The organism is Haladaptatus halobius (assembly GCF_020618475.1).
Lineage (GTDB): Archaea > Halobacteriota > Halobacteria > Halobacteriales > Haladaptataceae > Haladaptatus > Haladaptatus halobius.
Genome location: NZ_CP085335.1, coordinates 789,679 through 814,597, shown reverse-complemented (window position 1 = coordinate 814,597; position 24,919 = coordinate 789,679). Strand labels below are relative to the sequence as shown.

Below are 24,919 nucleotides of genomic sequence, written 5' to 3'. Positions count from 1 at the left end.
CTTTCAAGACAGAGGGGGAATACAAGCGTTGCGGAGAGCGGTAGTTCTTTTAGTCGCGCTGGCCTCCCGCCACACATGGTAACGCTCGGACTCGTCGTTGCGGAGTTCAACGCTCCGATAACGGAACAGATGGAGGCGTCGGCGCGCGAGGCTGCCGCCGAGCGAGACGCAGAGATCGTCGAAACGTTACACGTCCCGGGGGCGTACGACACGCCCCTCGCGGCGGACAGGCTTGCCCGGCGGGACGACATCGACGCCGTCGCGGTGCTCGGCGCGGTCGTCACAGGCAACACCGACCACGACCAAGTCATCACGACCGCGGCGACCCAGAAGCTGACGGACGTGAGCCTGAACCGGGACACGCCCGTCGCGCTCGGCATCACCGGGCCGGGGATGTCGGGGGCGGAGGCCCGCGAACGCACCGACTACGGCGCGCGAGCGGTCGAAGGAGCCGTCGACCTCACGGAGGAGCTCCCGGCATGAACTTCTCCGAACGAATCCGGCGCGTCGAACCGAGCGCGACGCTCGCCATCAGCAGCCTCGCCTCGCAACTCGAAGCGGACGGCGTCGACGTCATCGACCTGAGCGTGGGCGAACCGGACTTCGCCACGCCGGAGAACGTCGTCCAAGCCTGCGAACGGGCGGTGGAAGCGGGCCACACGGGTTATCCACCGTCGAAGGGCGTTCCGGAACTCCGCGAAGCCGTCGCCGAGAAATTACAGGCCGACGGTCTGGACTACCGAGCCGACAACGTCATCGTCACGCCCGGCGCGAAACAGGCGCTCTACGAGACGGTGCAGACCGTGGTGGACGATGGCGACGAGGTCGTCCTCCTCGACCCGGCGTGGGTCTCCTACGAGGCGATGGTGAAACTCGCGGGGGGCGACCTGAACCGCGTGAACCTCGCACCGCACGACTTCCAACTCGAACCCGCCCTCGGCGACCTCGGCGACGCCGTTTCGGACGACACCGAACTGCTCGTCGTCAACTCGCCGTCGAATCCGACCGGGGCGGTGTACTCCGACGCCGCGCTCGAAGGCGTCCGCGATCTAGCCGTCGAACACGACGTGACCGTCATCAGCGACGAGATTTACGAGCGGATAACGTACGGCGTCGAGTTCACGAGCCTCGCCACGCTCGACGGGATGTTCGAACGAACGGTCACGATAAACGGCTTCTCGAAGGCCTACTCGATGACCGGCTGGCGGCTCGGCTACCTCGCCGCGCCGGAGGAACTCGTCTCGGAGGCGGCGAAACTGCACTCACACTCCGTCTCGTCGGCGACGAACTTCGTCCAGCACGCCGGAATCGAAGCCCTGCGCGACACCGACGCCGCGGTCGGCGAGATGGTTGAAGCGTTCCACGAACGCCGAGACCGCCTCGTCGCCCTGCTTAAACAGCACGACGTGGACGTTCGGACGCCCGACGGGGCATTCTATCTGATGCTGCCGGTAGCCGACGACGACCAGCAGTGGTGTGAGAACGTGTTGGAAGAGGCTCACGTCGCCACGGTGCCGGGAAGCGCCTTCGGCGCGCCGGGCTACGCGCGCATCTCCTACGCGGCGGACATCGAGCGAATCGAGGAGGCCATCGAGCGACTGGTCGAGAACGAATACGTCTAATCGGTCGCCGACGCCGATTTCGACGCGTCTTCCGCGAGGAGGTGTCCGCCGACGAGCGTCAGCGCCGCCACGCCGACGCCCGCGATGGTGGGCGGATACCCGTCGGGCTACCGGCGAGTCGCAGGCCGACGCCGACGACGGTTCCGGAGACCATCGAAGCGACGAGCGCGCGTCCCGCGACGCCCCGCCAGTAGAGGCCCGCGTACACGGGCAGGAGGAACGCGCAGGTGAGCAACACGGCGCGAAACTCATAGAGGCTGATGATCGCGGCCGGCGGGTTCACCGCGACGACCGTCGTGCGAGACCGAAGAAGACGGTTGCGTAGCGCGAGACGGCGAGCTGCCGGGACTCGTCGGCGTCCGGCTCGAAGTACCCGTAGATGTCGCGCGCCGTGGTGACGCCGGTCGCGTGGAGGCGAGTGTCGGTCGTCGAGAGGATTGCGCTCATCGCGGCGAGAATGATGATGACGCCGACCTCCGTGGGCAGGTACTCGGTGATGAGCACCGGGAAGGCGCGGTCGGTGTTTTGGATGGTGAGTCCCGCGTTGTGGAGAGCGACGCTCGTCGCACCGCCGAGGAGTACGAGGATGACCTCGAAGACGCCGAGCAGGACGCCCGCCGCCGCGAGGTGGAACTTGGCCGTCTTCACGTCACGGGTGGCGTTGATGCGGATGATGTTGCTCTGGCTGGTGAACGCCGTCCCGAAGAACGCGACGATGGAGCCGACGATACCGACGACGGTGTAGACGCCCTTCCCGAGCGGAGCAGTGTTCGCGGCGTCCAAGGCGGCGAACTGCGCGTTGATGGACCCGATACCGCCGAGGTAGACGAGCGCGAGCACGACCATCGCGTACATCACGACTCCCTGCATGAGGTCGGTCCACGCGACGCTCACCAGCCCGCCCATGACCGTGTAGACGATGAACACGAAGCCGATGACCCACACCATGTAGCGGTAGGGGACGCCCGTGATGGTCGTTACGAGGATACTCGCCCCGACGAGTTGCATGATGAGGTAAAGCCATGCGTTGCCGAGCATGACGATAGCGGCTATCGGGCGCGACCACTCACGCCCCGTCACGTCGGCGATGATGTCCGGCAGCGTGACGTGGTTCAGTTCGCGCACTCGATGGACGACGAAGTAGAGACAGCTGATGCCGAGTATCAGCCCGAACGAGATGCCGGCCATCACGGCGTAGCCCACGTCGTAGATCGCGCCGATGAAGCCGACGACGGCCACCGCGCTGACGAAGTTGGCGACGTACGACCACGTGGCGAGCCACGGACCCAAGTCGCGCCCGTACACCCAGAAGTCCTCCACGTCGTTCGTTCGGGTGTAGCCCCACGCGCCGACCGCGAGGACGAGGAGGAGATACGCCGCGAACGTGACGAGGTAGACCGTGCTCACCGCCATCTACGCACCCTCCACGTCGTACCGGTCGAACGATTCGTCCCGGAGGACGTGTACCACGAAGTCGTGGACCGCGCCGAGACTCCCCGCGACGAACGTTGCGACGAACACGAGGAACGTCGAGAGCGGTAGCCCGAGGACGGTCATGGCTCCGGAGTCGGTTCGGTCGTGCGGTGCCCCGCTGCATCGAGATTGGGATGTTCCATCGTCGGCCCGTATGCAGATCGTGCCTAAACCGAGACTGTTGGCGGCGAATACACCCTCTCCCTCGAAACGAGGAAACGCGGTCGATATCGGCGATGATGGTCGGTTCAGAGATGGAGCGTCACGTTCTCCGGTCGATGTCGCGTCAGAGCTGTGGGAAAGACTTGCCGAGGGGACTTCGTCGGACGAAGTCCCCGAACAGTTTACCGGATAGCGCCCTCGGGAACGATGTCGGAACCGGCCATTCGGGTCGGTCTGGTTCCGGCTTTCGATATAAACCTACGGGAGAAATCGCCTCGACGAGTCAGATACCCTTGCCCATCAGGTGACTGCGGAGCACGTCGTCGTCCTTGTTCCCGGCACCCGTGTTGAGCAGGACGACGGTGTCGTCTTCGTCGAACTCGCCGCGCTGTGCGAGTTCCCACGCGCCGCTCGCGGCGGCGGCGCAGGTCGCGCCCATCTCCAACCCTTCTTTCTGCGCGACGGCCACGGCTGAATCGAGGATGTCTTCGTCGCTCGTCGCGACCGCTCCGCCGTCGCTCTCGCGGAGGGCGTCCAGGATGAGCGGACTCGCGCCGGGGTCGGGAATCTCGATACCGCCGCAGATGGTGTCGGGCGTCTCCCACGCTTCGTGTACATCCCTTCCCTCGTCCCACGCTTCCACGATGGGCGCACAGCCGGTCGATTGGGCGGCGTACATCGCCGGAAGGTCGTCGGTTAGCCCCAAGTCGCGGAACTCCTTGGCGGCCTTGTGCATGCCGATCAATCCGACGCCGCCGCCTGTGGGATAGACCACCGCGTCGGGGACTTCCCAGTCCATCTGCTCGGCGATCTCGTAGAACATCGTCTTCTTGCCTTCGTGGCGGTAGGGCGTGACGAACGTCTTGACGGAGTACCAGTCCTCGTCCTCCATGGCGTCGGCGTAGGCCGCGCCTGCGTCGCCGATCCGTCCTCCCACGACGGTCATATCGCCGCCGTGGACGTTGACCATCGCCTTGTTCGTGAATCCGGCGCGCGCCGGGAGAAAGACGTGCGAGGCGAGTCCAGCGCGGGCGGCGTAGGCCGCGGCGGACTGTCCCGCGTTTCCGGCCGAGGCGAGGGCCACGTCGGTCGCGCCGTGCTGTGCCGCCGCCGTCACCGCCGTCGTCTGCCCGCGGTCTTTGAACGTCCCAGTCGGGTTGCGCCCCTCGTCCTTGAACAGGACGCGGCGGACGCCCATCTCCTCCGCGAGGGTCGGACATTCGACGAGGGGGGTTGCGCCCTCGTCCATTGTCACCGCGGAGTCGCGCGTGAAGGGAAGCAGTTCCGCGTACTTCCACATCGTCTCGAAGGGCCGTGATTCGAGGTCGCGCCGCGAGAGGTCGATGGCGTCGTAGTCGTAGTCCGGGTCGAGGATACCGCCACAGTCGGGACAGCGGTGGGTTCCGGTTTCGGCGTCGAACGTCTCGCCGCAGTCAACACACGTCAGACCGATGAAAGCGTCCGTCGTCTCCATAGTCGGACGTTTGCGGGCGAACACTAAGCCCTGTTCATCCCCCGTACCTTTTGCTCCTAGCTGCGAAGTGACAGGCGTGGAACTTGACGTCGTCGGGTCGGAACTCGCCGATCGCGGCGAGGAACGCCGCGATTCGCTGACGGAACGCTGGGGCGAACTACCCTACCGGGTGCGCGACCCGATTCGCGTTACGGAACACGACTTTCCGGAGACACCCGACGACATCTTTCCGTGGGTCGCGGACGACGGACGAATCCTGCTGGTGCGGGATTCCGGACACTCGTTTTCGTGGGAACCGCCGGGAGAGAAGGGTGAAAACGGAGAGACAGTCGCCGAAACCGCCGAGCGCGAGACGCGCGACGAGACGGGAATCGAGTGCGAGGTGGCCAACCTGCTGTTCACCGAGACACTCCAGTTCGACTACGGAGAGTCAGTACTCGCGCCCGTTTTGCATGCCGGGTTTCTCACCCGGCGCGTGGATGGGCGAGCGCGCACGGGCAAGAAAAAGATCGAAGAGGCCGCGTGGTTCTCGATGGACGAACTATCCAAAGAGACGCAGTTCACCGAGGATATTCGTTCGTTAGCACCGAGAGGGTAGCGATACGACCGCTTCCCGTGAGAATTTACAACATCTCCCGAAACTTTCCGAGCGACGGAAATCGGTACGTCTCGTCTGCCTCCTCGTCGCGGACGATGGGGCGGAACGGGTCAGAACTGGCGACGAGCGGCGTCTGGAAGTCGCTTCCTCGCATCCCGTTGACCACCGTTCCGCTGGCGAGTCGGGTGAACGCCGGGAGGACGAGCACGTCCGAACCGCGGTACGTCCCCGCCCCCCAGAGGTAGCAGGGTCGCCGTTTGCCCTCGATCTCGATGGCCGGATGGTCGTGGCCGACGACGTAGCGCGGGGCGGTTCCCTCGGGTTCCGCGTGGCCGTGACAGATCAGCGTGTCGTCGGCGAGGCGGTGTTCGTCGGGGCAGTCGGTCAGTTCGGCGAGCATCGAATCATGGTTGCCTTCAACCGCGATGAGTTCCGCGCCCGCCTCGTCGGCGAGCGTTCGGAGGTCGGCGACGGTCTCCGAAACGCCGTCCGGCAGTCGGTCGAACGCGTGGAGCACGTCGCCCGCGAGGACGGCTTCGCTCGGGGAGAATCGGTCGAGCAGTGCTTCGAATCGGGTCGTGAGGTCGCGCCGCTCGCCGAGCGGGAGCTCGACGCTGGAAGTGGCGTCCTTACCGGCGTGAAGGTCCGCGAGAACGAGCGCGTCAGCTGTGGGGAGGTACACCGCCCGGTCTGCGAACTCAGCGTCCTCCATCGGCCCTGACCGTGGCGTCGTCGCCTTGGGCGGTACTATCGTCGCTGCCAATGGTGCGGGAGAGGTCGTACTCCTTGCCCGTGACGAGGTACGCCACGTCCTCGATGACGGTCAGCAGTTCTGGCAGGTCGCGGACGACCAGCCATAGGATGCCAACCAACGCGACCACCGCGAGCAGTTGGGAGAGCACGCGGTCGGCGATGAAGAACGACACCATCCCGGGGTCGCTGTAGCCGACGAGATTCGTGATGGGGCCGACGAAGAACTGGAACCACTGGTTGCCGAACGCCAGCGCGATGAAGACGTTGCGGACGACGTTCAGCACCCAGATGATGGAGACGGCTATCACGAACGCTCGGAGTTTCCGACGGAGCGGCGCTTTCACCGCCGCGATGAGGCCGCCGAAGATGCTCATGCTCCCGATGCCGGTGCAGGCGAGCACGAGGTACGTGTAGTAGGTGTGGCCCACGTCGTCGGTGAAGACGAAGGCGCTGTGATAGCCGTTCTTCTTCGCCGTCGTGAACGCCGGGTTGTAGCCGAGCAGTTCGATGACGGCGTTCGTCTGGTAACTCACCGTCTCGACCAGCCACTCGCGGAGGAAGCCGACGCCGGTAAATGGGAGGTAGATGACGCCCATCGCCGCCACGGCGCGGGAGAGCACGAACAGGGAGTCTCGACCTGCGTAGAGTTGGTACCCGGCGTAGACGCAGAGGGGCACCGCCGCGAGGCTGAGCGCCCCTTCCACGAAACTCTTCATCTCGAACGCGAACCGTGGGAAGAGGACGCCCCAGAACGCGCCGAACAGCACCCACGCCCCGGCTCCGACGGTTCGGGCCGTTCGGCGGTCGAACCGTTCGAGCACCGCGGTTGCGACGAACGCGGCGACGACCAGCCACGCGAGTACGTCGGGAAGGGCGGTGAGGGGTACGTCGGGGAGGATTTCAGGGAGTGCTGCGGTCACTGTTCGTGGGTTGTCGTCCCAAAATATAGACCTGACGCTCTTCCGGACTGCCGGAGGACGGCGGAACACCGCTGGTATTTTTATCGCTCCGCCCGACTGTTCGCACATGGCCGACGTGCTGGAGGACAAGCGTGCCGCGACCCGGTTTCGCATCCTCTCCGAGATAGCGGACCGCCAACCGGCGGTGAGCCAGGGCGAGATAGCGGATGCCGTCGGCGTCACGAGTCAGGCCGTGAGCGAGTACATCCGGGGACTCGTCGACGACGAACTCGTTGAGAAGGAGGGTCGCTCGCGCTACAGCGTGACGAAAGAAGGGGTCGATTGGCTCCTACAGTCGGCGACTGACGTGCGCCGGTTTGCCGACCATGTCACCGACGACATCCTCGGGAACGTCGGCGAGGACGCCGCGATAGCGATAACCGACGTCGAGGAAGGGTCGGCCGTGACGCTCTCGCTACGGGGTGGACTGCTCCACGCCCGACCGAGCGACGAGGGACCGGCCACCGGCATCGCCACGACCGACGCGGAGGCGGGCGAGGAGGTCGGCGTCACGGAGTTCGAGGGCATCATCGACCTCGAACCAGGCCGGGTGGCGGTGTACCAGATTCCGCCGGTTCGCTCCGGCGGGAGTCGAGCGGTCGATTCCGACGCGCTGGCGGCGGCGTGCGAACGAGGCGACGTGCTCGCGGCGACCGGCGTCGAAGCCGTCGTCGCCCTTCGCGCCGCGAACGTCGAACCGGACACGACGTTCGCGGCGGGCGAAGTCGCCGCCGAGGGAGCGGAGCGCGGGCTCGACGTGGTCATCGTTGCGACCGCCGACAGCGTAGGGAGGGTGACGGACGCCCTCCGCGATGCGGGCGTCGCGTACGAAGTGGCGAACGTCAGCTAGCGCGTCGCTTCGCGGTCGTGTATGCTTCGCGGACGCGCTGGAACTCTTCCCGCGTGCCGCCGTGGTCGGGATGCACGTCTTTCACCTTTTCGCGGTAGGCCGATTTGATCTCCGAGAGCGTCGCGTTGGTCGGCACTCCGAGAACTGCGAACGCGGCCCGCGTGGTATCGACTTCCTGCTCGTCGTCCAGTATTGGCGTTTCGAACGGGAGGCGGTCGCCGAGGTGGTAGCCGGGCATCTCGTGTTCGACGAGGACGGCGTACGTCTCTGATTTCTCGATGCGGAAGAACGCCCGAGCGTCGAAGGTGATTGCGACGTCCCGTTTCGGGAGGTAGAACGCGACGTGCTGGCCTGCGACGAAGTGGTCTTCCGCGAAATCTTCGCCGATGGCGCGGAGATACTGGCGGATCTCGGTTCGGCGTTTCCCCTCGCCGAACACGTAGGTGGCGTTGGTCGCTCGGCGAGTAGGAAACAGGCGCGCACCGACGAGAAATATCCCGGTGATGACCACCGCCACCGCCACCGACAACCACAGGCCCAGAACCAGCCAGTCGGGCATGGTGTTCCTGTAGGAGACCAACAATAAAGAAACTCCCGCCGAGAACGCTGAAGCGAACTGACCTGTACTCGGTTCACTACGATTCACCCTCTCCGACAAATCATTCCCGAGTTGGCGTCCTGAAATAATGGCAAACTTAATACCCGTCGGTTATGATGTGTATGAGTAACGAACCCTGTCGAATCAACATCGATGTCTCCATCATGAAACTCACTCAACCGGAGGACAGACGAGAACTCGACGAGAGCGAGATTCACAACGTCCTACGGAACGACAGACGACGTGAGACGCTTCGATACCTCCGGGAATCGGAAGGCTCGCTGTCGGTCGACGATCTCTCGGAGCACATCGCCACGCTAGAGACGAGCGAATCGCCGCCGCCGCGGAACGTCAGAAAGAGCGTCTACGTCTCGCTCCACCAGACGCATCTCCCGAAACTGGACGATCTCGGTATCGTGGCGTACGACCAACGGTCGAAAGAGCTTACGCTCGAAGACCGAGTGCGAGAGGTCGAAGTGTACATGGAGGTCGTCCCGCAACACGACGTGTCGTGGGCGGCGTACTACCTCGGTCTCGGCGCACTCGAACTCGTCGTCCTCTTCGCGGCGAAGCTCAGCCTCTTCTCGGTGGAGATACTCGATTTCGAGTTCTGGACGTGGTTCTTCCTCGCGCTTTTCGTCCTGTCCGCGCTCTACCACATCTACAGCGAACAAGAAAAGGCGCTGTTCTAGCCGATGTACCTGAGGTCGTCGTCGGACGGCATCGCGGCCTGCTGTGACTCCATCTCCTCTATCTTGCCGACGACTTCCTCCATCTCCTCCGCGCGGTCTTCGAGTGAGCCGAAGTCCACCTCGAATCCGAGCAGCTCCTGTAAGATTTCGAGCACCGCTTGCGCGCTCTTCGGGTCGACGAGGTAGCCACTCGTTTCGCCCATCAGGCAGGCCACTTCGACGCCGCGGCGCTGGCCGAGACCGAGCAGGAGACCGCTCGTGCCGACGATGCCGCCCGCCGGTTCGTCCTCGCGGAATTCGACGCCGACGTCTTCGAGTTCCGCGACGAACTCGGATGTCGTCGCCGCGCCCAACACGTCGTACTCCTCAATGAGTTCGCCGGTCGGCACGCCGCCGAGGGCGAACGCGCGCTCGACGCCGAACTCCTCGGCGACGTCGAGGAAAGCGTCGGTGAGTCGGTAGTGACCGACGTTGTCCTGCGCCTGATAATCCCCGGTCAAAAGGAGTACGTCTTGTCCGTCGAGCGTTAGGGCGTGGAGTTCGACGCAGACCAGTTCGGTCGTCCCGTCGTCGCCGACGCTCACCTGCGGTGGTAGGTGCTCGGAGTACACCCGCCGGACGAGTTCGCACTCCTTCTCTTCGAGGAGGTGTTCGGTGACGAGTTTGCCGACGTGGCCGACGCCTGGTAGCCCTTCGATGAGTATCGGGGCTTCTACGTCCGGATTTGCGACGATCTCGATATCAACTTCGTCCATGTGGCTTATTCGCGGGCGCGCCGCTTAAGAGCGCGTCGGTACTCGCCGTAGGGGTCGTCCGGGTCGAACGGGGCAGGGGCGCTGTTTACGGCCTCGGCTCCGCACTCCGGACAGGTAGAAGAAAGGGTGTACACCGGGCGGTCGTGCTCCGCCTCCCACGCGGAACACACCCGGATGTCGGATTTCATTCGTCGTCGGTGTGGCGGTCGCGGTGGAAGGCGGCGGTACCGCCGACCTCCTCCATGACGGCCTCGGCGCGGGCGGCGCTCTGTTCCAGTTGCGCCTCGGCGGTCTTGTAGTTCGGTGCCTTGACCCGAATCCGGTACTCGGGCGCACCGACGTACGTCACGGCGAGTTCGATCTCCTCGGGGATGTCACCGTTTCCTTCGGCGGCTTTCAGCGCCTCCTTGATGGCGTCGACGCCGTCTTTCCCCGGATTCCTGAGGTCGACGTAGCCGGTGACGTTGACGTAGGGTACCGAGACGTTCTCTCGGGCGGTCTCGACCAACGAATCGATCTCTTCGTCCGAGAGGTCGGTGTCGGCGAGCGCCTCCGGTCCGTGGATGGCCGCCTGTTCGAAGCCGTCATAGATGCTGCCGAACTCAGCGAGGAGTTCGTTGGCGACGTCCGTGTACTGCTCGTCGGTCATCTCCTCGCCGAACGCGAGGGACATCCACTTGTCGGCTTTCTGCTCATTCTTCCAGTCTTGTATCTTGTCGCTGCGCTGGTGTTCGTTGACATCCTTGATAGAGAGGTCTATCTGCTGTGACCCCTCGTCCACGTCGAGCACCTTACAGACGACCGTCTGGCCCTCGTTGACGTGGTCGCGGACATTCTTTATCCACCCGCTGGCGACTTCGCTGACGTGGACGAGACCGCGTTTGTCCTCGTACTCCTCGAGGTCGATGAACACCCCGAAGTCCTCTATCTCGTCGACTTTCCCGACGACGAGTTCGCCAATTTCCGGCCAGCCACTGTACTTCATCGGGATTGAATCGTTTCTACGACGTCGCCGTCGATTTCGGCCTCACCGCCGGTCGGCGAGGCGAGTCGGTGCCCGCAGACGACGCAGTTGACCTCGGTCGCGGCTTTCCCGAAGAGGGTCTGTTCGTTCTCGCAGTCCGGACACTGAACGGTGTAGAAGTTTCCTGCCATGGTGTTACTCCTGGAATTCGAGTCGGCCGGCGCGCCATCCTTTGCGGAGGTGGGCCTTGCCGCACTCGCTACAGCGGTATTTGAGGTCGGTCTTCTTCGTCGGCTTGTCTCCGCCGGGCACCTTCGAGAAGCCACCGGCGTTACCGATGACGGCCTTGCCGCGCTTCTGCTGGCGGGCGTTCCACTTCATGCCCGTTCGGCGGCCGGTTCGAACCTTCTCGACCTCGTGTTCTTGGTGTTCGTGACAGTGCGGACAATACGTGTTAAATCGACGTGGCATCTGCATAGATATCGACCTTACGGAGAGTTTGTAGACCGGGACTTAAAACCCGTTTGGTTTCGCGTCCGGCGGTGGGATCGCACGACTGCTTCGGACGACTACTCCGAGCAACACCTATATATCGTCTCGTTCTGAGATATTTTATCCTATATCCGAAATAAAAATTTTGAAGTAGTAGCGGTCCGAAACATACTTCGTACCACCCATGGTAGACGTTAACCGACGACGGTTTCTCGAGCGAACGGGCGTCGCCGCGACCGGACTGGCGACGCTCGGCATCGGCACCGCCAACGCGGAGCGATACGGCATTCCCATCGTCTCCACGCGCGGCCACTACAACGACGACGGTAGCCTCGCCGCGGGCGAGACGCAGACGAGTTACGACACGACAGGCGACGTGCCAGGCGTCGACACTTCCTGCGTAAACGACCTGACCGTGTTCATCCACGGCTGGCACAAGAAGGGCGACAACCCCGAGCAGGACGCGAAGGACAAGTTCCTCGACGCGAAGAACACGCTCGCAAACGCGGGGTACGGCGGAACGCTCGTCGGCTACTCGTGGGACAACGACGCCGGAAGCGGCGACGCGGACTATGGCTGGGGGACGGCCCAGACCGTCGCGCAGGAGAACGGGCAGAAACTCGCGCAGTTCGCGGTCGATTTCAAATACTACTGTCCGAACGCGACGCTCCGATTCGCCAGTCACTCGCTCGGCGCGCAGGTGCTGTTGAGTTCGCTCCGCTCGCTCGACGTGACTTCGTGGTGGGATAATCAGGGCCACCAGGTGTACTCGACGCACATCCTCGGCGGCGCAACCGACAACGAGAAACCGACCCAAGAGTCGTCGAACACCTACTACGCCATCGCCAACGAGACGGCGGCGACGTTCAACTACCACAGCCACGAGGACGACGTGCTCCAGTGGATATACAACTCCTACGAATTCGACCAAGCCCTCGGCGAGACGGGCTACGAGAGCGGTAACACGCCCGCGCCGAACTACAACGAGTTCGACGCCACCTCGCAGGTGGGTCACGACCACTCGGGCTACCTCGACCACCTCGGCGACGAGATAGTCTACCACATGAACAACGTGCCGTCCTACGACTGACGGCGTACGTCAGTCCCGATTTCACGAACGCGCGGACTAGCGACCGATACGAAATGAAACGATTTACCCGCAGACGATATCTCCGCGGCACAGCAGCAGCAACGACCGGACTCAGCGTTCTCGGAACCGCCGGTCTCGCGTCGGCCCACGGCTACTCGGTCATCTCGACGAGGGGTCACTACAACAGCTCGGGTGACCTCAACGCCGGGTATGCGCAGACCGATTATGATACTGACGGGAGCGTCCCCGGCGTCGACACCGGCTGTACCGGTGAACTGACCGTGCACGTCCACGGATACGACAACGACCGACAGGGTGCGCTGAACAACTTCGACGAAGCCTACCACAACCTGACGAGCGTCGGATACGGCGGCGAAGTCGCCGGATTTTCGTGGGATTCGAACGCCCCGGACAAGTACGATCCCGGCGATTGGGGCGGCTTCGGCACCGGGCAGGAGATCGCCCAGAAGAACGGGTACGCGCTCGCGCAGTTCGCTCTCGACTACAAGTACGCATGCCCGAACGGCGACCTCCGACTCACCTGCCACTCACTCGGCGCGCAGGTTGTCTTGAACGCGCTCCGGATACTCGATACGAATTCCTACTGGGACGACGGCTACCTTCGATTCGCCAGCGTCCACTTCCTCGGCGCGGCGCAGGACAACGAAGCGCCGACCAAGGAGTGGCCGAAGACCTACTACGCCATCCTGAACGAGACGTCGGCGACGTTCAACTACCATAGCGACGACGACAGCACGCTCCAGAACCTCTACTGGCCGCGCGAAGCCGACCGCGCGCTCGGCGAGACGGGCTACGAGGACGGCACGGTTCCGAGCAACTACGTCGAGAACGACGTGACCTCGCAGGTCGGTTCGAACCACTCGGGGTACATGGCCAACTGCGCGGACGACGTCGTCTACCACATGGCCAACGATTCCTCGTACGGCTAAGGCGGTTGCGAAGCGCTTAATTGACCGCCTTCCGAACCCCTGTGTATGAAGCGGCTCATCATCCACGGCGACCCCGGCATTCGCAAGAACGCCATCATCGAACACGACGGTGCCGAGGTCGTCTGCTTCTCCGTCACTCGGCAGGGCGACTGGCACGGTCCGGACGAACCTCAGCTCTGGTGCGTCATCGGCGGCGAAGACGAACGCGACGATTTCGAGGCTCGAAACTACGTTCCCCACTGGCTCGACACCGAGGTCGTCGACGCCGAGACCGTCGAGGTCATCAAACACGCTGACGAAGTCGCGGTGTCGTAACTCGCCGGTCGATTTCTCCCCCGACGTTTTCGTTCTCGAGTTTCCAAGAGGTACGCATTTTCGTCGTTCTATCGGCCGCCGAGTGGGTTCCCGTCTCTCGAGTTTGAAAGGAGTGGCTTACTTAACTCTGCCACCCGTAACTACGGGTATGACAGGCGTTCGGATTGCGGGAGTCGGGTTGACCCACTTCGGGAAGCATCCCGAGCGAACGGGGAGAGACCTCTTCGCCGAGGCGAGCGCGACGGCGTTCGCCGACGGCAACGTCTCCCGTGAGGACATCGAAGGACTCTACTACGGCAACTTCATGGGCGAGTTGGCCGAACACCAGGGCCACCAAGGGCCGCTAATGGCCGAGGCCGCGGGGGTTCGCGCGCCCGCCACGCGTTACGAGAGCGCGTGCGCCTCCAGTGGCGTGGCGATCCGGCAGGCCGTCAAGGACATCCGCAACGGCGAAGCCGACGCCCTGCTAGTCGGCGGCGCGGAGCGTATGAACAACCTCGGAACCGCCAGAACCACCGAAGCCCTCGCCATCGCCGCGGACGACCTATACGAGGTTCGGGCCGGAATGACCTTCCCCGGTGCCTACGCGCTGATGGCTCGCGCCTACTTCGAGCGATACGGCGGTTCGCACGAGGATTTGGCCCACGTCGCGGTCAAGAACCACGAGCACGCCCTGCCGAACGAACACGCCCAGTTCCAGAAGGAGATCAGCGTGGAGCAGGCGCTCGACGCCCCGATGATCGCGGAACCGCTCGGGCTGTTCGACGCCTGCCCCATCACCGACGGGGCGTCAGCCGCCGTGCTCGTCAGCGACGAGTTCGCTGCAGAACACGGACTCGACGCGCCGGTGTCCATCACGGGCACCGGACAAGGCGGCGACCGCATGGCTCTCCACGGTCGGGAGTATCTCGCCCGCTCGCCGGCCGCCGAGGAGGCCGCCGAAGAGGCCTACGCCGAGGCGGGCATCGACGCGACGAACGTGGACGTGGCCGAGGTGCACGACTGTTTCACTATCGCCGAAGTCCTCGCGCTCGAAGCCCTCGACTTCTACGCGCCCGGCGAAGGAATCGGCGCGGCACGGCGCGGCGAGACGACCCGCGACGGCGAGCGCCCGGTCAACCTCTCCGGCGGCCTGAAGGCGAAGGGCCACCCGGTCGGCGCGACGGGGACGAGCCAACTCGCGGAGTTGACGCGCCTCCTGCGCGGCGACCACCCGAACAGCGACACCGTGCCGGACGCAACTGTCGGCGTCGCTCACAACGCGGGTGGTACCGTCGCCAGCGCCACCGTCCACGTGCTGGAGGTGGTCTCGTGAACGAGCACTGCGAGCGAACGAGAGTACGCCAGAGCTGTGCTCTGGAGGTGGAAGAATGAGCGACCACGCTAACACGGGCTACGACGAGTGGCTTGACGCCGTCGCCGAGGGCGAGAGTTACTACCTGGAATGCGAGAACGGTCACGGCTCGCTCCCGCCGCGTCGAGTCTGCCCCCGGTGCGGCGCGACCGACCTCGAAGAGACGACGCTGCCCGAGACGGGCGAGATAGAGACGTACACCGTCGTCCACGTCGCCGCGCCGTCGTTCGCGGACGACGTGCCCTACACGACCGCCATCGCCGACTTCGGCCCGGTTCGACTGACCGGCGTGGCGAACGACGACGTAGGAGTCGGCACGAAGGTCGCCGCGGCCGTGGGTGAGACGGAGACGGCGGGCGAACGATTATTGCTGTTCGAGCGCCGTTAGCTCGTCGAACAGCACTTCCAAGAACGGGCCGGGATGTTCGACGTGCGGGAGGAGTCGCGCTTCGTCGAAGACGATGAGCCGCGTATCTCCTTGGTCCGCGAGCTTCTGGCCGTCTTCTAGCGGCGTGACCTTCGCTTCCCGCCCCCAGACGAGGGTCACCGGCACGTCCGCTCGCGCTAGCTCCTCGCCGAGATCGACGTCGGGGTCAAGGTAGTTCGCCACGAACGACGCGGGCGCGAACCGGGCGCCGGGCTGATGCGCGGTCTGCCACTCGAACTCCACGTCGCGCTCCGTGTATGACGCCTCGCTGAAGTAGCCGTCGCGCTCGTTGAACCGCCGAATCGAGCGTTTGCTGGCGAGGGCGTTGAACAGTGCGGTGCCGACGACCGGAGCGCGAAAGAGCGCCCGAAGCCACGACCGCCGCGAACCGGTGTCGGCGGTTGGGCAGATGAGTTCCAGCCGAGAGAACGCCCCCGTTTCGTTCTGCGCGAGCGTCGCGTAGGCTCCGGAGAGCGACGACGCGAGGCAGATGGCGTCGTCGGTCATGTCCTCGGCGAAGTCCACGACGAAGGCGGTGTACAGCGACGCCGAATACTCGACCGGCGGGCGCGACGAGCGACCGAAACCGGGGAAGTCGGGTGCGAGGACGTGATACTGCGTCGAGAGCTGCTCGAAGATCTTGTCGAACTCCTTGTTCGAGGCGGCGGCGTGGATGCCGTGCAGCAAGAGCACGTCCGGGTCGTTCGGGTCGCCCGCTTCGGTGTAGGCCACGTCGAACCCGCGCCAGTGGTAGGTTCCCTGCTCCCCCGACAGCGGCGGGTCGAGTGGTTCCACCTGCCGAGCTAGCGTCCGATTGGCGAGCGCGGCGAGTCCCAGCCCGCCCGCGGTGGCCGTGGCGAGTCGACGAAGTTTCATACGTACCAAGGCGGTGCGAACGGGTTTATCGGTTATGCCAAAAATCAGTCGTGTAGGCAGTCTTCGATCGGCGTGATTATTTCGTCGGCCACGGAGTAGGGGTCGGTTTCGCGTTCGAGCACGCTGTCGACCAACTCCCGCATCCCGTCCTGAGCCTCGATCTCCTCTGCGACGAGTTCGTTTACATCCTCGCGCAGAAGCGTTCGAATCTCCTCGGCGTAGCGGGTTCGTGCCTTCGCTTCCAGCATTCCCGTCGATTCGAGCAGATCGTGGTGCTCGTCCAGCACGCTCACGAACTCGGTGACGCCCTCGCCGTCTTTCGCGACCGTCTCGACGACGCGGGGCGTCCAGTCGTACCCCTCCACGCCGTCGGCGAATTCGAGCGTGGGCTGGTGGCCGCGCATCTCTATCATCTCCGTGAGTTCCTGTACCGCCCGATCTGCGCCGGGGAGGTCGGCCTTGTTCACCGCGAACACGTCGGCGATTTCGAGGATGCCCGCCTTGAGCATCTGGACGGCGTCGCCGCTCTCCGGAGGCACCAGCACCGCGACCGTGTCGGCGGTTCGCACGATATCGATCTCGTTCTGTCCCGCACCGACCGTCTCGACTATCACCTTGTCCTTGCCGAAGGCGTCGAGCGCCTTCACGGCGTCCGTCGTCGCGGTGGAGAGGCCGCCGAGGCTGCCGCGGGCGCTCATTGACCGGAAAAACACGTCCATATCGCCGACGTTGCTCGCCATCCGGATGCGGTCGCCGAGCACCGCGCCGCCGGTGAACGGCGAGGAGGGGTCGATGGCGATGACGCCGACCGTCTCGCCGCGCTCGCGGTAGCGGTTCGCCACCTTGTCCACGAGCGTCGATTTGCCCGCGCCGGGACTGCCGGTGATGCCGATAACCTCGGCGTCGCCGGTGTGGTCGTGCAGTTCCGAAACGAGTTCTCGGTAGCCGGAATCGCGGTTCTCTATCTTCGTGATGACGCGCGCCAACGCCCGGTGCTTTCCAGCGAGGAGGTCGTCCAGCAACTCCGCGTGCTTCGCGCTCATCGTTCGGGCGCGTTTTCGCGGACGAATCGGATAGTCTCTTCCATCGGCGTGCCCGGACCGAACACCTCCGCGACACCGAGTTCCTTGAGTTTCGCCTTGTCGTCGTCCGGCACGACGCCGCCGACGAGGATGAGGGTGTCTTCGAAGGCGTCGTACTCTTTCAGCCCGTCGACTATCTTGGGGATGAGGGTGTTGTGCGCTCCGGAGAGAATGGAGATCCCAAGGACGTTCACGTCCTCCTGTACGGCGGCCTGCACGATCTCGTCGGGGGCGTTGTGGAGACCTGAGTAGACGACTTCGAATCCCGCGTCGCGGAAGGCGCGGGCGATGACATGCGCCCCGCGGTCGTGACCGTCTAGACCGACCTTGGCGACGAGGCAGCGAATCGACTGCTGTTCCTGATCTGCGCTCATACTCCACCCTTCCCCGCGTCCGGGTTTCACTTTAACGGAAATACGTGTGAAATCACAGTTGAAAATAGGCAACTCAAGTTGTGATAGATAGGCGAGACGGCCGACGTTGCACACCGGCTGGACGAACTATCGAGGGACGCGAGTTCGACAATGTTACCTCGGCGCGCGCTGGCGCGGCGGCGAGGCCGGCGGTCGGCCGAGCCGCCAGACGCTCGCACGAGGGATGACGGAGCGACCGATAGGGAGCGAAGGAATCGGTTGGGGAGGGTGTGGCTGATGCGGTGCGGTTGCGGTTTTTGGCTCTACGATTTCTGCGGTTGCGTCGGCGGTGGTCGAGTTGATAGTCGGCGAGTCGGGAACGTCGAAGGAGAAACGAAGGCACCTTACCACACCACTCCCTACTCCCGCGCATGGCCACGGCGACCGCGCGACAGCGCGCACGGGAGAGTCCGGCGAAGGTGACGGCAGTGCTCTCGGCGGTCGGGTACGTACTCGTGCTCGGAACGTTCGCGGGCGTCCTCCCCATCTATCCGGAGATCGGCATCGAAACAATCAATCTGCTCTCGGACGCCATCGCGGTCGTCAACAGCGCGGCGACCGTCTCGCTCGTCCTCGGCTGGTACTGGATTCGCAAGGGCGACGTTCGAAAGCACCGGGTCGCCATGCTCACCGCGTTCGCCCTCATCCTCGTCTTCCTCGCGCTCTACCTTACGAAGGTCGGCGGCGGTGGAGAGAAACACATCGACCTCGCGCCGGGACTCGTCTACTACGCCTACATCGCCATGTTGGCGATACACATCGTGCTCTCGGTCGTCTCGGTTCCGGTCGTGCTGTACGCCCTCGTGCTCGGTCTGACCCACACGCCCGCCGAACTGCGGAGCACGTCGCACGCGAGGGTGGGTCGAATCGCGGCCTCGGCGTGGATTCTCTCGCTCGTGCTGGGCGTCGTCACCTACGTGATGTTGAACCACACCTACGGCTGGACGCACGTCACGATGTGAGAAACTTCCCTAATTTTAAACCCGCCGCCGGCGTCGTCTCGCTCGATGCGGGATACGTGGCGCGTTCGAACAGAGTGAGGAACGCTGTCGGTTTCAATCGGGTCGGTTTCGTCGCTCCCGTCCGACGACGAGGACGGGGACGAGGTTCGCGGATAATCCTTCGCCGACGCCACGTTTCCGATGAGGGAGAGATACACCGGCCAGAGCGCGACGACGGTCAGGACGGCGGTTCCGAGACAGAGTCCCGCCCAGAGTGGAAAGAGGACGAACAGAAGCAGGTCGGGCTCGGCGATACTGAAGAGCGTTGCGAGCAAGGCGAACCCGCTGACCGACCCAGATGCCGCCGCGAGGAGGACTCTCCCGAGGGCACCGTCCGGCGTGTAGTGTTCGACGAGCCGATGCCATCGACGGGTGTTCGATTGCGAAGAGGGGCGACCAACCATGCGGGAAAGTGACGCCGGCTTGTAATATTCGTTCCGGATACGATTCCGTCGAAATCAGACGGGCCGAATCAGTCGGTTCGCGGAATCGCACGCGCCCCGGCGACGAAGAAGGCGACCGCGAGCACCGCGAGGACGAGGAGGTTGATTTCCCACCCGCCGAGGGGATTCGAACCACTGACGACGGCGGTGGAGGGTGCGTCGTAGGTCAGTTCCCGTACGCCGCGGGCGAAGTAGGTCAGGGGCGAGAGATTCATCACCGGCCGGAACCACGCCGGCAGGAGCTCCGGCGTGACGAACGTATTCGAGAGAAAGAGGAGCGGGAGGGCGATCGCGTTGCTCGCCGCGATGACGCCGTCCTGCGACCCCGCGAAACTACCGAGGAGCGCGCCGACGCCGCAGAACAGCGCGACCGCTAGCGCGACGAAAACGGCGACGAGCGGCAACGCCGCGAACGAGACGCCCGCGTTCGTCACGAGCGCCATCAGCGCGAGGATGATTAGACCCGCCAGTCCGATGATGACGACGTTGACGAGAGTGTGCGCCAGCAACCACTCGGCGCGCGTGAGCGGCGTCGTCGCCAGTTTCTCGTAGCGGTTGGACTCGCGGTGACGAGAGACGGAACTGCCGACCCGCGAGAGCGGCGTGAACAGCACGACGACCGCGAGGTAGCCCGGCAGGTAGTACGCGGGCGGCTCCGCGAAGAGACCGCCGCCCGAACCGCTGTCGCCGGGGTTCGTCTGCACGAGCACCGCGAAGATGAGGATGAGGATGACCGGGAAGAAGAACGTGAAGAAGACGGCGGTGCGCCGCCGGAGGAACGACCGCCACGCCGCGCCCGCCTCCGCGCGAACTCGCCGCGTCGCAGTCGTCGCTCCGGTCATCGCTCACCCTCCGCGACGGCGGTCTGGCTCGCTTCTCGCGTCGCTTCCGGGCCGAGCGACGCGCCCGTCAATCGGAGGTACGCGTCCTCCAAGTCGGGTTCGGTCCACGTCAGCGCCTCGTACTCGATACCGCGGTCGTTCAGCTCCGACACCACCGCACCGATGTCGGCCGGGGTGACCCCGTCGAAGACGAGGCCGGTTTCGGTCTCTTCGACGGTGAACCGAGTCTCGACCGCGGTGCGCGACGCCTCGGTCTCCACGACGAGACGACTCTCCCCGCCGTGATCCGCGACGAGCGATTCCGGCGTGCCGACGGCGACGAGTTCGCCGTCGGCGAGCAGACCGACCCGGTCGGCGAGTCGTTCGGCCTCCGCCATGTAGTGCGTCGTCAGGAAGACGGTCGTTCCGCCGTCCGCGAGCGTCTCGACGAGCGACCAGAGCGCGCGTCGTCCCGCGGGGTCGATGCCCGTGGTCGGTTCGTCGAGAAAGAGCACGTCGGGGTCGTTGACCAGCGTCGCCGCCACACAGGCGCGACGCCGTTGCCCGCCGGAGAGGTTCTCGTACCACGTATCTCCGGCGTCCGCCAGTCCGACTTCCGCCAGTGCTTCGTCCGGGTCGCGGGCGTCGTCGTACAGCCCCGCATAGTACCGCACGAGTTCCCGCGCCGAGAGACGTGCGGGCGGGTCGAACGACTGCGGGAGCAGACCGACCCGCGATTTGTCCACCTCGGCTGGCGGCACGCCGAGGACGGACACCTCTCCCTCGTCGGGCGTCGTCGTCCCGGTGAGCGACCGAACGAGCGTCGTCTTCCCCGCGCCGTTCGGGCCGATGAGCGCGAACACCTCGCCCGCGCCGACAGAGAGCGAGACGCCGTCGAGCGCCACGGTGTCGCCGTATCGCCGTCGAAGGTTCTCGGCGACGAGTGCGTCGGTCATGCTCGAAACTTACCCTCGTCCGCAGGTAAGGGGTTCGATTCGGCGTCCGGGAAAGTATATGGGTGAACTTCCCGTCGCTCGAAACGCGAATGACAGGAGAGAGTTCCGACGGACGAGACGGTTCGTCGGACGACCCGCTTTCCGACGGCGAAATCCGCGACGGCGTTCCCGAACGCGCGAATCGACGACCTGGAACCGACCGAGCACGGAAAGAACGCAGTCTACTCGCTCTCCGTGGAACGCCAAACCGAGGAAAATCTCAGGCGACCGAGACGGAGAGGATCGTGCTGAAAGTCGCCACCGCTACGGACGACTCTGCGAACGACTGTACGAGGGTACAGTCGGACGAACTCGCTCGCCCGAGATTACGACTTTTCCAAACGCCGTCACCTGTATCGACTTGCGACGCTCGTCCGACTGATGAAGAACTTTGAAACGACGGGCGCTTCGTCCCGTCCGACCCGGCGCACACCGACCGACCGAAGCGTCGCGCACTTGCCGACGACGTACAGAAATCCGAGCAAGAGCGGCGTTCCGACGACGATCATCCCGAGTCCGAGCCGGAGGTTCGAACCCGTCACGACGTGCGGAAACGCGACACCGACGAGGACGAGGAGGGGGCGACGAACTCGAACGGAAGGACGGCGACGAGACAGAGCGCGAGCGCCATCCGAAGTCGAAGGGTTCTGTCGGCTTCCCAGTTCATTCGACCGAAAAATATCAACCGAGAACAATCACTGCTTCGATTATCGAATCGTCGGTCGCCAGTAGAGCAGCGCGACGGTCACGACGAACACGACCGTCGAGATGTCGTAGGAACCGGACGAAACCGTCGCGGCGAGTCCCGTTCCCGCACCCGCGATACCGGTGACGACGGAGGCGACGACGGGGAACGTGCAACTTACGCACGAGAACAGGCCGAGGAGTCCGGCGACGACGGACCCCGCGGCGTCGAGCACGGTGGCGTAGACGAGGTACGCGAGGGCGAGATAGCCGATCAGCTTGAACGGGAGGATCGAGAGGCGAAGCAGGTCGCCGTTATAGAGCAGGGCCGGACCCCACCCCGGCGGAAGCCACGCAATTCGGAAGTTACCGGCCGACATTCCGGGCATCGAGTGGCCGGGGCCGAACAGTCCGCCGACGTAGCCGAGGACGAGGAAGTAGCCCGCGGCGACGACGATTCCCAGGACTCGGTCGCGGTCGCTCTCAGCGACGGGGTTCGTTCCCCACACCGCGAACAGCGCGACGTTTATCCAGACGAAGGGGTAGAGGAGGTAGCGGAGGTCGCCGCCGGCTTGGTTGGAGACGGAAAAGTACAACAAAAGCAAGAGGAACTCGGCGTTGAGCAGGGCCGCTCCCCACAGTAGGGTTTCTCCGCTCGGTCGAAATCGCGCGATTTGCGTGCTCATAGTGCGAGTGCGTCGACCACGATGGCGACGAGGAGCGCCCCGAGGTAGGCGTTCGAGGCGTGGAACGAACGGAACGCCGCCCGTTCGTCGCGGTCGTGGTGTAGTTTGACGACCGCCGCGAGGAAAACGGCTCCGAAGACGAGCGTCGTGAGGGCGTACAGCCACCCGAGCGTCGTCACCGTGGCGAGCGCGCCCGCCGCGAGGAGCGTCGCCCCGAGCCACAACATGATGTGTTTCCGAGTCTCGACCTCGCCGCGGACGACCGGCATCATCGGGAAGCCCCCGCGCGCGTAGTCGTCCTTGTACGCGAGCGCGAGATTGTAGAAGTGCGCCGGCGTCCAGAGGAAGATGACCCCGGCGAGCACCAGCGCGGGCAAGCCGACGCCGTCGGTGACGGCGGCCCAGCCGATGAGCGCCGGAAGCGACCCCGCAAAGCCGCCGATGACCGTGTTCTGCACCGTGTTCGGCTTCAACAGGAGGGTGTAGACGACGCTGTAGTAGACGATGGCCGTCAGCCCCAGCACCGCGACGAGGAGGTTCACCGAGAGGAAGACGGCGAGGGAGGCCACAGCCAACAGGAGTCCGAAGGCGACCGCGTTCCGAACCGGAATCTGCGCCGTCGCCGCCGGTCGGTCGGCCGTTCTGGACATCCGCTTATCGACGTCGCGTTCGAGGACGTGGTTGAACGTCCCGCTCGCGCCGATGGAGAGGACACCGCCCGTGAGCGTGGCGACGACGGTTCCCACTTCGAGGTTCGGCCCCGCCGCGAGCGCCATCCCGGCGGACGCGACGAGACACAGGAGCCACATCAGTCGCGGCTTCATCAGTTGAAAGTAGGCGTAGGCGGTCGCTTTCGGGCCGGGCGAGGTCCGCCCTTCGTCCGGCGTCGCGGGCACCCCCGCGGGCCGGATGCTCGTCTCGACCGGGGCGTCCCGCTCCGCGGGTTCGAGCGTCCACGCGAGCGCGAGCACGCAGCCCGCGAAGATCGTCATCCCGACGACGAGGTGGACGGCGGCGAACGACGCGGTCGTGGCCGTCGTCGCCGCGAGCGCGCCGAGTCCGATCTGCACCGGGTAGAGCACCGCGGCGATCGAGAGGGTCGCTCGAACCCGCGGTCGCGAGTCGCGCAGCCACGCGAAGAGCGTCGTGACGGCGAGGAGCAGACCGACGGCGAGCGCGACGACGCGGTGACCCCATGCGATGGCGAGTTTCGGGTCGTCGAAGGAGACGACCCAGTGGCCGTTACAGGCGGGCCACGTCGGGCAGGCCGCTGCCGCGTCCGTCAGCGACGTGGTCGCACCAACGACGACCAGCAAGTAGACGCCGACTGCTGTTGCCGTCAGCGCGCGTTCGAACCGACCCGAGGGAATATCCTGCGATGCCACCGTTGTACGACGGTTGCCTTCCCGCGTACTTAGGCCATCCGACTTCCCCCGAAGACGAAGACAGCACATATTTATGGAGCACTTCCCAAGCCTAAGGTAGTATGGATTCGAAGCGGATAGCGTTCGTTTCGGTGCTCGGCGCGGCCCTCCTCGCGGTCGCGGTAGACCCCGCGCTCGCGCAGGGGTACGACTCGACGACCGAGGAACTCATCCGGACGCTCAACACCCAGTTGCTGTACGCCGCGATTCCCATCACGGTGTTGGTCGAGGGCATCCTCATCTACACCGTGTGGAAGTTCCGCAACAACGAGAACCCGCTCCCGACGAAGGAGAACCGACGACTCGAAATCACGTGGACGGTCGCCACCGCCATCGTCCTGCTGTTCGTCGGCTACGCCTCCTACGGCGTGATGGCGAACGAGTACGTCACGACGACGCCGGAGCAGGCGCAGAACGTGGAGAAGAACGCGGTCGAGATAGAAGTGGTCGCCGAGCGGTACGCGTGGACGTTCAACTACAAAGGTCAGAACGTCTCGGCCTCCACGAACGCGGTCATCCCGAAGAACCGCCCGGTCTACTTCAACGTCACCTCCAAGGACTGGCTTCACGCGTTCCACGTCCCCCAACTCGGGCTGAAACAGGATGCCATCCCGAACCAGCACAACGTCATCAAGACGAGGGCCACGGAGGAAGGAACGTATCAGCTCTACTGCGCGGAGTACTGTGGAGTGGGCCACTCCAGTATGCTCGGCACCGTCAAGGTCGTCAATCAATCCGAGTATCAGCAGTGGCTCCAGAACCAGCCGGGGTATCAGGGCCAGCAGAGCGGCGGTAATAACAGTAGTTCGGCCGGCAACAGTAGTTCAGGTAACGGGAGTTCGGGCGGCAACAACAGCTCGGCCTGAGACCGACTTTTCTCCCTTCAATCGTGGGATACGTCAGCGATACAACCACTTCATCCGACGCGGCGCGAACGTTTGAGACAGCGGAGGCTTTTGGGTGCAT

At 64.6% G+C, this 24,919-nt stretch carries 35 protein-coding genes; 12 read left to right on the top strand and 23 right to left on the bottom strand.

Annotated elements, in window-relative coordinates:
• Positions 1 to 75: 75 nt before the first annotated feature.
• Complete coding sequence (gene ribH / locus LIW51_RS04615) at positions 76 to 483, top strand: 6,7-dimethyl-8-ribityllumazine synthase (protein WP_227376049.1); 408 nt, start codon at positions 76 to 78, stop codon at positions 481 to 483.
• Positions 480 to 1,622 (top strand): pyridoxal phosphate-dependent aminotransferase, encoded by a 1,143-nt coding sequence (locus tag LIW51_RS04610; protein WP_227376048.1) that lies wholly within the window; start codon positions 480 to 482, stop codon positions 1,620 to 1,622. Before ribH ends, LIW51_RS04610 begins: the two co-directional genes overlap by 4 nt.
• A 58-nt stretch (positions 1,623 to 1,680) precedes the next feature.
• Here the strand turns inward: LIW51_RS04610 and LIW51_RS04605 are convergent, their stop codons facing one another.
• The 4 genes from LIW51_RS04605 to LIW51_RS04590 form a co-directional block, all read right to left on the bottom strand.
• Positions 1,681 to 1,905 carry a hypothetical protein gene (locus LIW51_RS04605; RefSeq protein ID WP_227376047.1) on the bottom strand — a complete coding sequence of 75 codons (225 nt, stop codon included), beginning with the start codon at positions 1,903 to 1,905 and terminating at the stop codon, positions 1,681 to 1,683.
• Positions 1,902 to 3,035: a sodium:solute symporter family protein gene (locus tag LIW51_RS04600; RefSeq protein ID WP_227376046.1), complete on the bottom strand. Its 1,134-nt coding sequence runs from the start codon at positions 3,033 to 3,035 to the stop codon at positions 1,902 to 1,904. The genes LIW51_RS04605 and LIW51_RS04600 overlap by 4 nt, the downstream gene beginning before the upstream one ends.
• The gene (locus LIW51_RS04595; RefSeq protein ID WP_227376045.1) at positions 3,036 to 3,179 is read right to left on the bottom strand and encodes a hypothetical protein; all 144 of its coding nucleotides are present in this window, start codon (positions 3,177 to 3,179) and stop codon (positions 3,036 to 3,038) included. It lies immediately after the preceding gene.
• Between the two features lie 361 nt (positions 3,180 to 3,540).
• Entirely contained in the window at positions 3,541 to 4,731 is a 1,191-nt protein-coding gene (locus LIW51_RS04590; protein WP_227376044.1) for a threonine synthase, read from the bottom strand.
• Positions 4,732 to 4,807: 76 nt separating this feature from the next.
• Here LIW51_RS04590 and LIW51_RS04585 point away from each other — a divergent pair, with 76 nt between their 5' ends.
• A complete protein-coding gene (locus LIW51_RS04585; protein WP_227376043.1) occupies positions 4,808 to 5,329 on the top strand; it encodes an NUDIX hydrolase in 522 nt (173 codons plus the stop codon).
• A gap of 25 nt (positions 5,330 to 5,354) precedes the next feature.
• Here LIW51_RS04585 and LIW51_RS04580 read toward each other — a convergent pair whose 3' ends face one another.
• Entirely contained in the window at positions 5,355 to 6,041 is a 687-nt protein-coding gene (locus tag LIW51_RS04580) for a metallophosphoesterase (RefSeq protein WP_227376042.1), read from the bottom strand.
• Positions 6,028 to 7,002, bottom strand: a complete 975-nt coding sequence (artA, locus tag LIW51_RS04575) for an archaeosortase A (RefSeq protein ID WP_227376041.1) — start codon at positions 7,000 to 7,002, stop codon at positions 6,028 to 6,030. Before artA ends, LIW51_RS04580 begins: the two co-directional genes overlap by 14 nt.
• Before the next feature lie 106 nt (positions 7,003 to 7,108).
• On the opposite strand from artA, the gene LIW51_RS04570 reads away from it, so the two are divergent.
• Complete coding sequence (locus tag LIW51_RS04570) at positions 7,109 to 7,891, top strand: DUF7839 domain-containing protein (RefSeq protein WP_227376040.1); 783 nt, start codon at positions 7,109 to 7,111, stop codon at positions 7,889 to 7,891.
• On the opposite strand, the gene LIW51_RS04565 is transcribed toward LIW51_RS04570, so the two are convergent.
• Positions 7,884 to 8,450, bottom strand: a complete 567-nt coding sequence (locus tag LIW51_RS04565) for a J domain-containing protein (RefSeq protein ID WP_227376039.1) — start codon at positions 8,448 to 8,450, stop codon at positions 7,884 to 7,886. The genes LIW51_RS04570 and LIW51_RS04565 overlap by 8 nt on opposite strands.
• 161 nt (positions 8,451 to 8,611) lie before the next feature.
• Here LIW51_RS04565 and LIW51_RS04560 point away from each other — a divergent pair, with 161 nt between their 5' ends.
• Complete coding sequence (locus tag LIW51_RS04560) at positions 8,612 to 9,181, top strand: DUF7344 domain-containing protein (protein ID WP_227376038.1); 570 nt, start codon at positions 8,612 to 8,614, stop codon at positions 9,179 to 9,181.
• On the opposite strand, the gene LIW51_RS04555 is transcribed toward LIW51_RS04560, so the two are convergent.
• The 5 genes from LIW51_RS04555 to LIW51_RS04535 are packed head-to-tail and all read right to left on the bottom strand — an operon-like array spanning position 9,178 to position 11,377.
• Entirely contained in the window at positions 9,178 to 9,936 is a 759-nt protein-coding gene (locus LIW51_RS04555; protein WP_227376037.1) for a proteasome assembly chaperone family protein, read from the bottom strand. The two genes, LIW51_RS04560 and LIW51_RS04555, sit on opposite strands and share 4 nt — an antisense overlap.
• Positions 9,937 to 9,941: 5 nt before the next feature.
• Complete coding sequence (locus LIW51_RS04550) at positions 9,942 to 10,124, bottom strand: RNA-protein complex protein Nop10 (protein ID WP_227376036.1); 183 nt, start codon at positions 10,122 to 10,124, stop codon at positions 9,942 to 9,944.
• The gene (locus tag LIW51_RS04545; protein ID WP_227376035.1) at positions 10,121 to 10,921 is read right to left on the bottom strand and encodes a translation initiation factor IF-2 subunit alpha; all 801 of its coding nucleotides are present in this window, start codon (positions 10,919 to 10,921) and stop codon (positions 10,121 to 10,123) included. Before LIW51_RS04545 ends, LIW51_RS04550 begins: the two co-directional genes overlap by 4 nt.
• A complete protein-coding gene (locus LIW51_RS04540) occupies positions 10,918 to 11,091 on the bottom strand; it encodes a 30S ribosomal protein S27e (protein WP_227355123.1) in 174 nt (57 codons plus the stop codon). Before LIW51_RS04540 ends, LIW51_RS04545 begins: the two co-directional genes overlap by 4 nt.
• 4 nt (positions 11,092 to 11,095) lie before the next feature.
• Positions 11,096 to 11,377 carry a 50S ribosomal protein L44e gene (locus LIW51_RS04535; RefSeq protein WP_227376034.1) on the bottom strand — a complete coding sequence of 94 codons (282 nt, stop codon included), beginning with the start codon at positions 11,375 to 11,377 and terminating at the stop codon, positions 11,096 to 11,098.
• A 199-nt stretch (positions 11,378 to 11,576) separates the two neighbouring features.
• Between LIW51_RS04535 and LIW51_RS04530 the strand changes: the two genes are divergently transcribed.
• From LIW51_RS04530 to LIW51_RS04510, 5 genes are all read left to right on the top strand, one after another.
• Entirely contained in the window at positions 11,577 to 12,482 is a 906-nt protein-coding gene (locus tag LIW51_RS04530) for a hypothetical protein (RefSeq protein WP_227376033.1), read from the top strand.
• A gap of 53 nt (positions 12,483 to 12,535) precedes the next feature.
• Positions 12,536 to 13,432, top strand: a complete 897-nt coding sequence (locus LIW51_RS04525) for an alpha/beta hydrolase (protein ID WP_227376032.1) — start codon at positions 12,536 to 12,538, stop codon at positions 13,430 to 13,432.
• A gap of 45 nt (positions 13,433 to 13,477) precedes the next feature.
• Positions 13,478 to 13,747, top strand: a complete 270-nt coding sequence (locus tag LIW51_RS04520; RefSeq protein ID WP_227376031.1) for an HAH_0734 family protein — start codon at positions 13,478 to 13,480, stop codon at positions 13,745 to 13,747.
• Positions 13,748 to 13,895: 148 nt separating this feature from the next.
• On the top strand, positions 13,896 to 15,062 hold the full coding sequence (locus tag LIW51_RS04515; RefSeq protein ID WP_227376030.1) for a thiolase C-terminal domain-containing protein: 1,167 nt from the start codon (positions 13,896 to 13,898) through the stop codon (positions 15,060 to 15,062).
• A 55-nt stretch (positions 15,063 to 15,117) separates the two neighbouring features.
• Entirely contained in the window at positions 15,118 to 15,489 is a 372-nt protein-coding gene (locus tag LIW51_RS04510) for a Zn-ribbon domain-containing OB-fold protein (RefSeq protein ID WP_227376029.1), read from the top strand.
• On the opposite strand, the gene LIW51_RS04505 is transcribed toward LIW51_RS04510, so the two are convergent.
• The 4 genes from LIW51_RS04505 to LIW51_RS04490 form a co-directional block, all read right to left on the bottom strand.
• Positions 15,466 to 16,404, bottom strand: a complete 939-nt coding sequence (locus LIW51_RS04505; protein ID WP_227376028.1) for an alpha/beta fold hydrolase — start codon at positions 16,402 to 16,404, stop codon at positions 15,466 to 15,468. The genes LIW51_RS04510 and LIW51_RS04505 overlap by 24 nt on opposite strands.
• Positions 16,405 to 16,448: 44 nt before the next feature.
• The gene (gene meaB / locus LIW51_RS04500) at positions 16,449 to 17,447 is read right to left on the bottom strand and encodes a methylmalonyl Co-A mutase-associated GTPase MeaB (RefSeq protein ID WP_227376027.1); all 999 of its coding nucleotides are present in this window, start codon (positions 17,445 to 17,447) and stop codon (positions 16,449 to 16,451) included.
• Positions 17,444 to 17,860: a cobalamin B12-binding domain-containing protein gene (locus LIW51_RS04495; RefSeq protein ID WP_227376026.1), complete on the bottom strand. Its 417-nt coding sequence runs from the start codon at positions 17,858 to 17,860 to the stop codon at positions 17,444 to 17,446. Before LIW51_RS04495 ends, meaB begins: the two co-directional genes overlap by 4 nt.
• A gap of 153 nt (positions 17,861 to 18,013) precedes the next feature.
• Positions 18,014 to 18,250 carry a hypothetical protein gene (locus tag LIW51_RS04490; RefSeq protein ID WP_227376025.1) on the bottom strand — a complete coding sequence of 79 codons (237 nt, stop codon included), beginning with the start codon at positions 18,248 to 18,250 and terminating at the stop codon, positions 18,014 to 18,016.
• A 20-nt stretch (positions 18,251 to 18,270) separates the two neighbouring features.
• On the opposite strand from LIW51_RS04490, the gene LIW51_RS04485 reads away from it, so the two are divergent.
• On the top strand, positions 18,271 to 18,861 hold the full coding sequence (locus LIW51_RS04485; RefSeq protein WP_227376024.1) for a DUF420 domain-containing protein: 591 nt from the start codon (positions 18,271 to 18,273) through the stop codon (positions 18,859 to 18,861).
• On the opposite strand, the gene LIW51_RS04480 is transcribed toward LIW51_RS04485, so the two are convergent.
• From LIW51_RS04480 to cyoE, 7 genes are all read right to left on the bottom strand, one after another.
• Positions 18,834 to 19,304: a hypothetical protein gene (locus tag LIW51_RS04480; protein WP_227376023.1), complete on the bottom strand. Its 471-nt coding sequence runs from the start codon at positions 19,302 to 19,304 to the stop codon at positions 18,834 to 18,836. The genes LIW51_RS04485 and LIW51_RS04480 overlap by 28 nt on opposite strands.
• 68 nt (positions 19,305 to 19,372) lie before the next feature.
• Positions 19,373 to 20,185 carry an ABC transporter permease gene (locus tag LIW51_RS04475; protein ID WP_227376022.1) on the bottom strand — a complete coding sequence of 271 codons (813 nt, stop codon included), beginning with the start codon at positions 20,183 to 20,185 and terminating at the stop codon, positions 19,373 to 19,375.
• Positions 20,182 to 21,120 (bottom strand): ABC transporter ATP-binding protein, encoded by a 939-nt coding sequence (locus tag LIW51_RS04470; RefSeq protein WP_227376021.1) that lies wholly within the window; start codon positions 21,118 to 21,120, stop codon positions 20,182 to 20,184. Before LIW51_RS04470 ends, LIW51_RS04475 begins: the two co-directional genes overlap by 4 nt.
• Before the next feature lie 386 nt (positions 21,121 to 21,506).
• A complete protein-coding gene (locus tag LIW51_RS04465; RefSeq protein ID WP_227376020.1) occupies positions 21,507 to 21,701 on the bottom strand; it encodes a hypothetical protein in 195 nt (64 codons plus the stop codon).
• A complete protein-coding gene (locus tag LIW51_RS38415; RefSeq protein WP_255767145.1) occupies positions 21,698 to 21,826 on the bottom strand; it encodes a hypothetical protein in 129 nt (42 codons plus the stop codon). The genes LIW51_RS04465 and LIW51_RS38415 overlap by 4 nt, the downstream gene beginning before the upstream one ends.
• Before the next feature lie 40 nt (positions 21,827 to 21,866).
• Positions 21,867 to 22,529: a DUF7546 family protein gene (locus LIW51_RS04460; protein WP_227376019.1), complete on the bottom strand. Its 663-nt coding sequence runs from the start codon at positions 22,527 to 22,529 to the stop codon at positions 21,867 to 21,869.
• A complete protein-coding gene (cyoE, locus tag LIW51_RS04455) occupies positions 22,526 to 23,914 on the bottom strand; it encodes a heme o synthase (RefSeq protein WP_227376018.1) in 1,389 nt (462 codons plus the stop codon). The genes LIW51_RS04460 and cyoE overlap by 4 nt, the downstream gene beginning before the upstream one ends.
• Before the next feature lie 101 nt (positions 23,915 to 24,015).
• Here cyoE and coxB point away from each other — a divergent pair, with 101 nt between their 5' ends.
• Complete coding sequence (gene coxB, locus LIW51_RS04450; protein WP_227376017.1) at positions 24,016 to 24,819, top strand: cytochrome c oxidase subunit II; 804 nt, start codon at positions 24,016 to 24,018, stop codon at positions 24,817 to 24,819.
• The last annotated feature ends 100 nt before the right edge of the window (positions 24,820 to 24,919 follow it).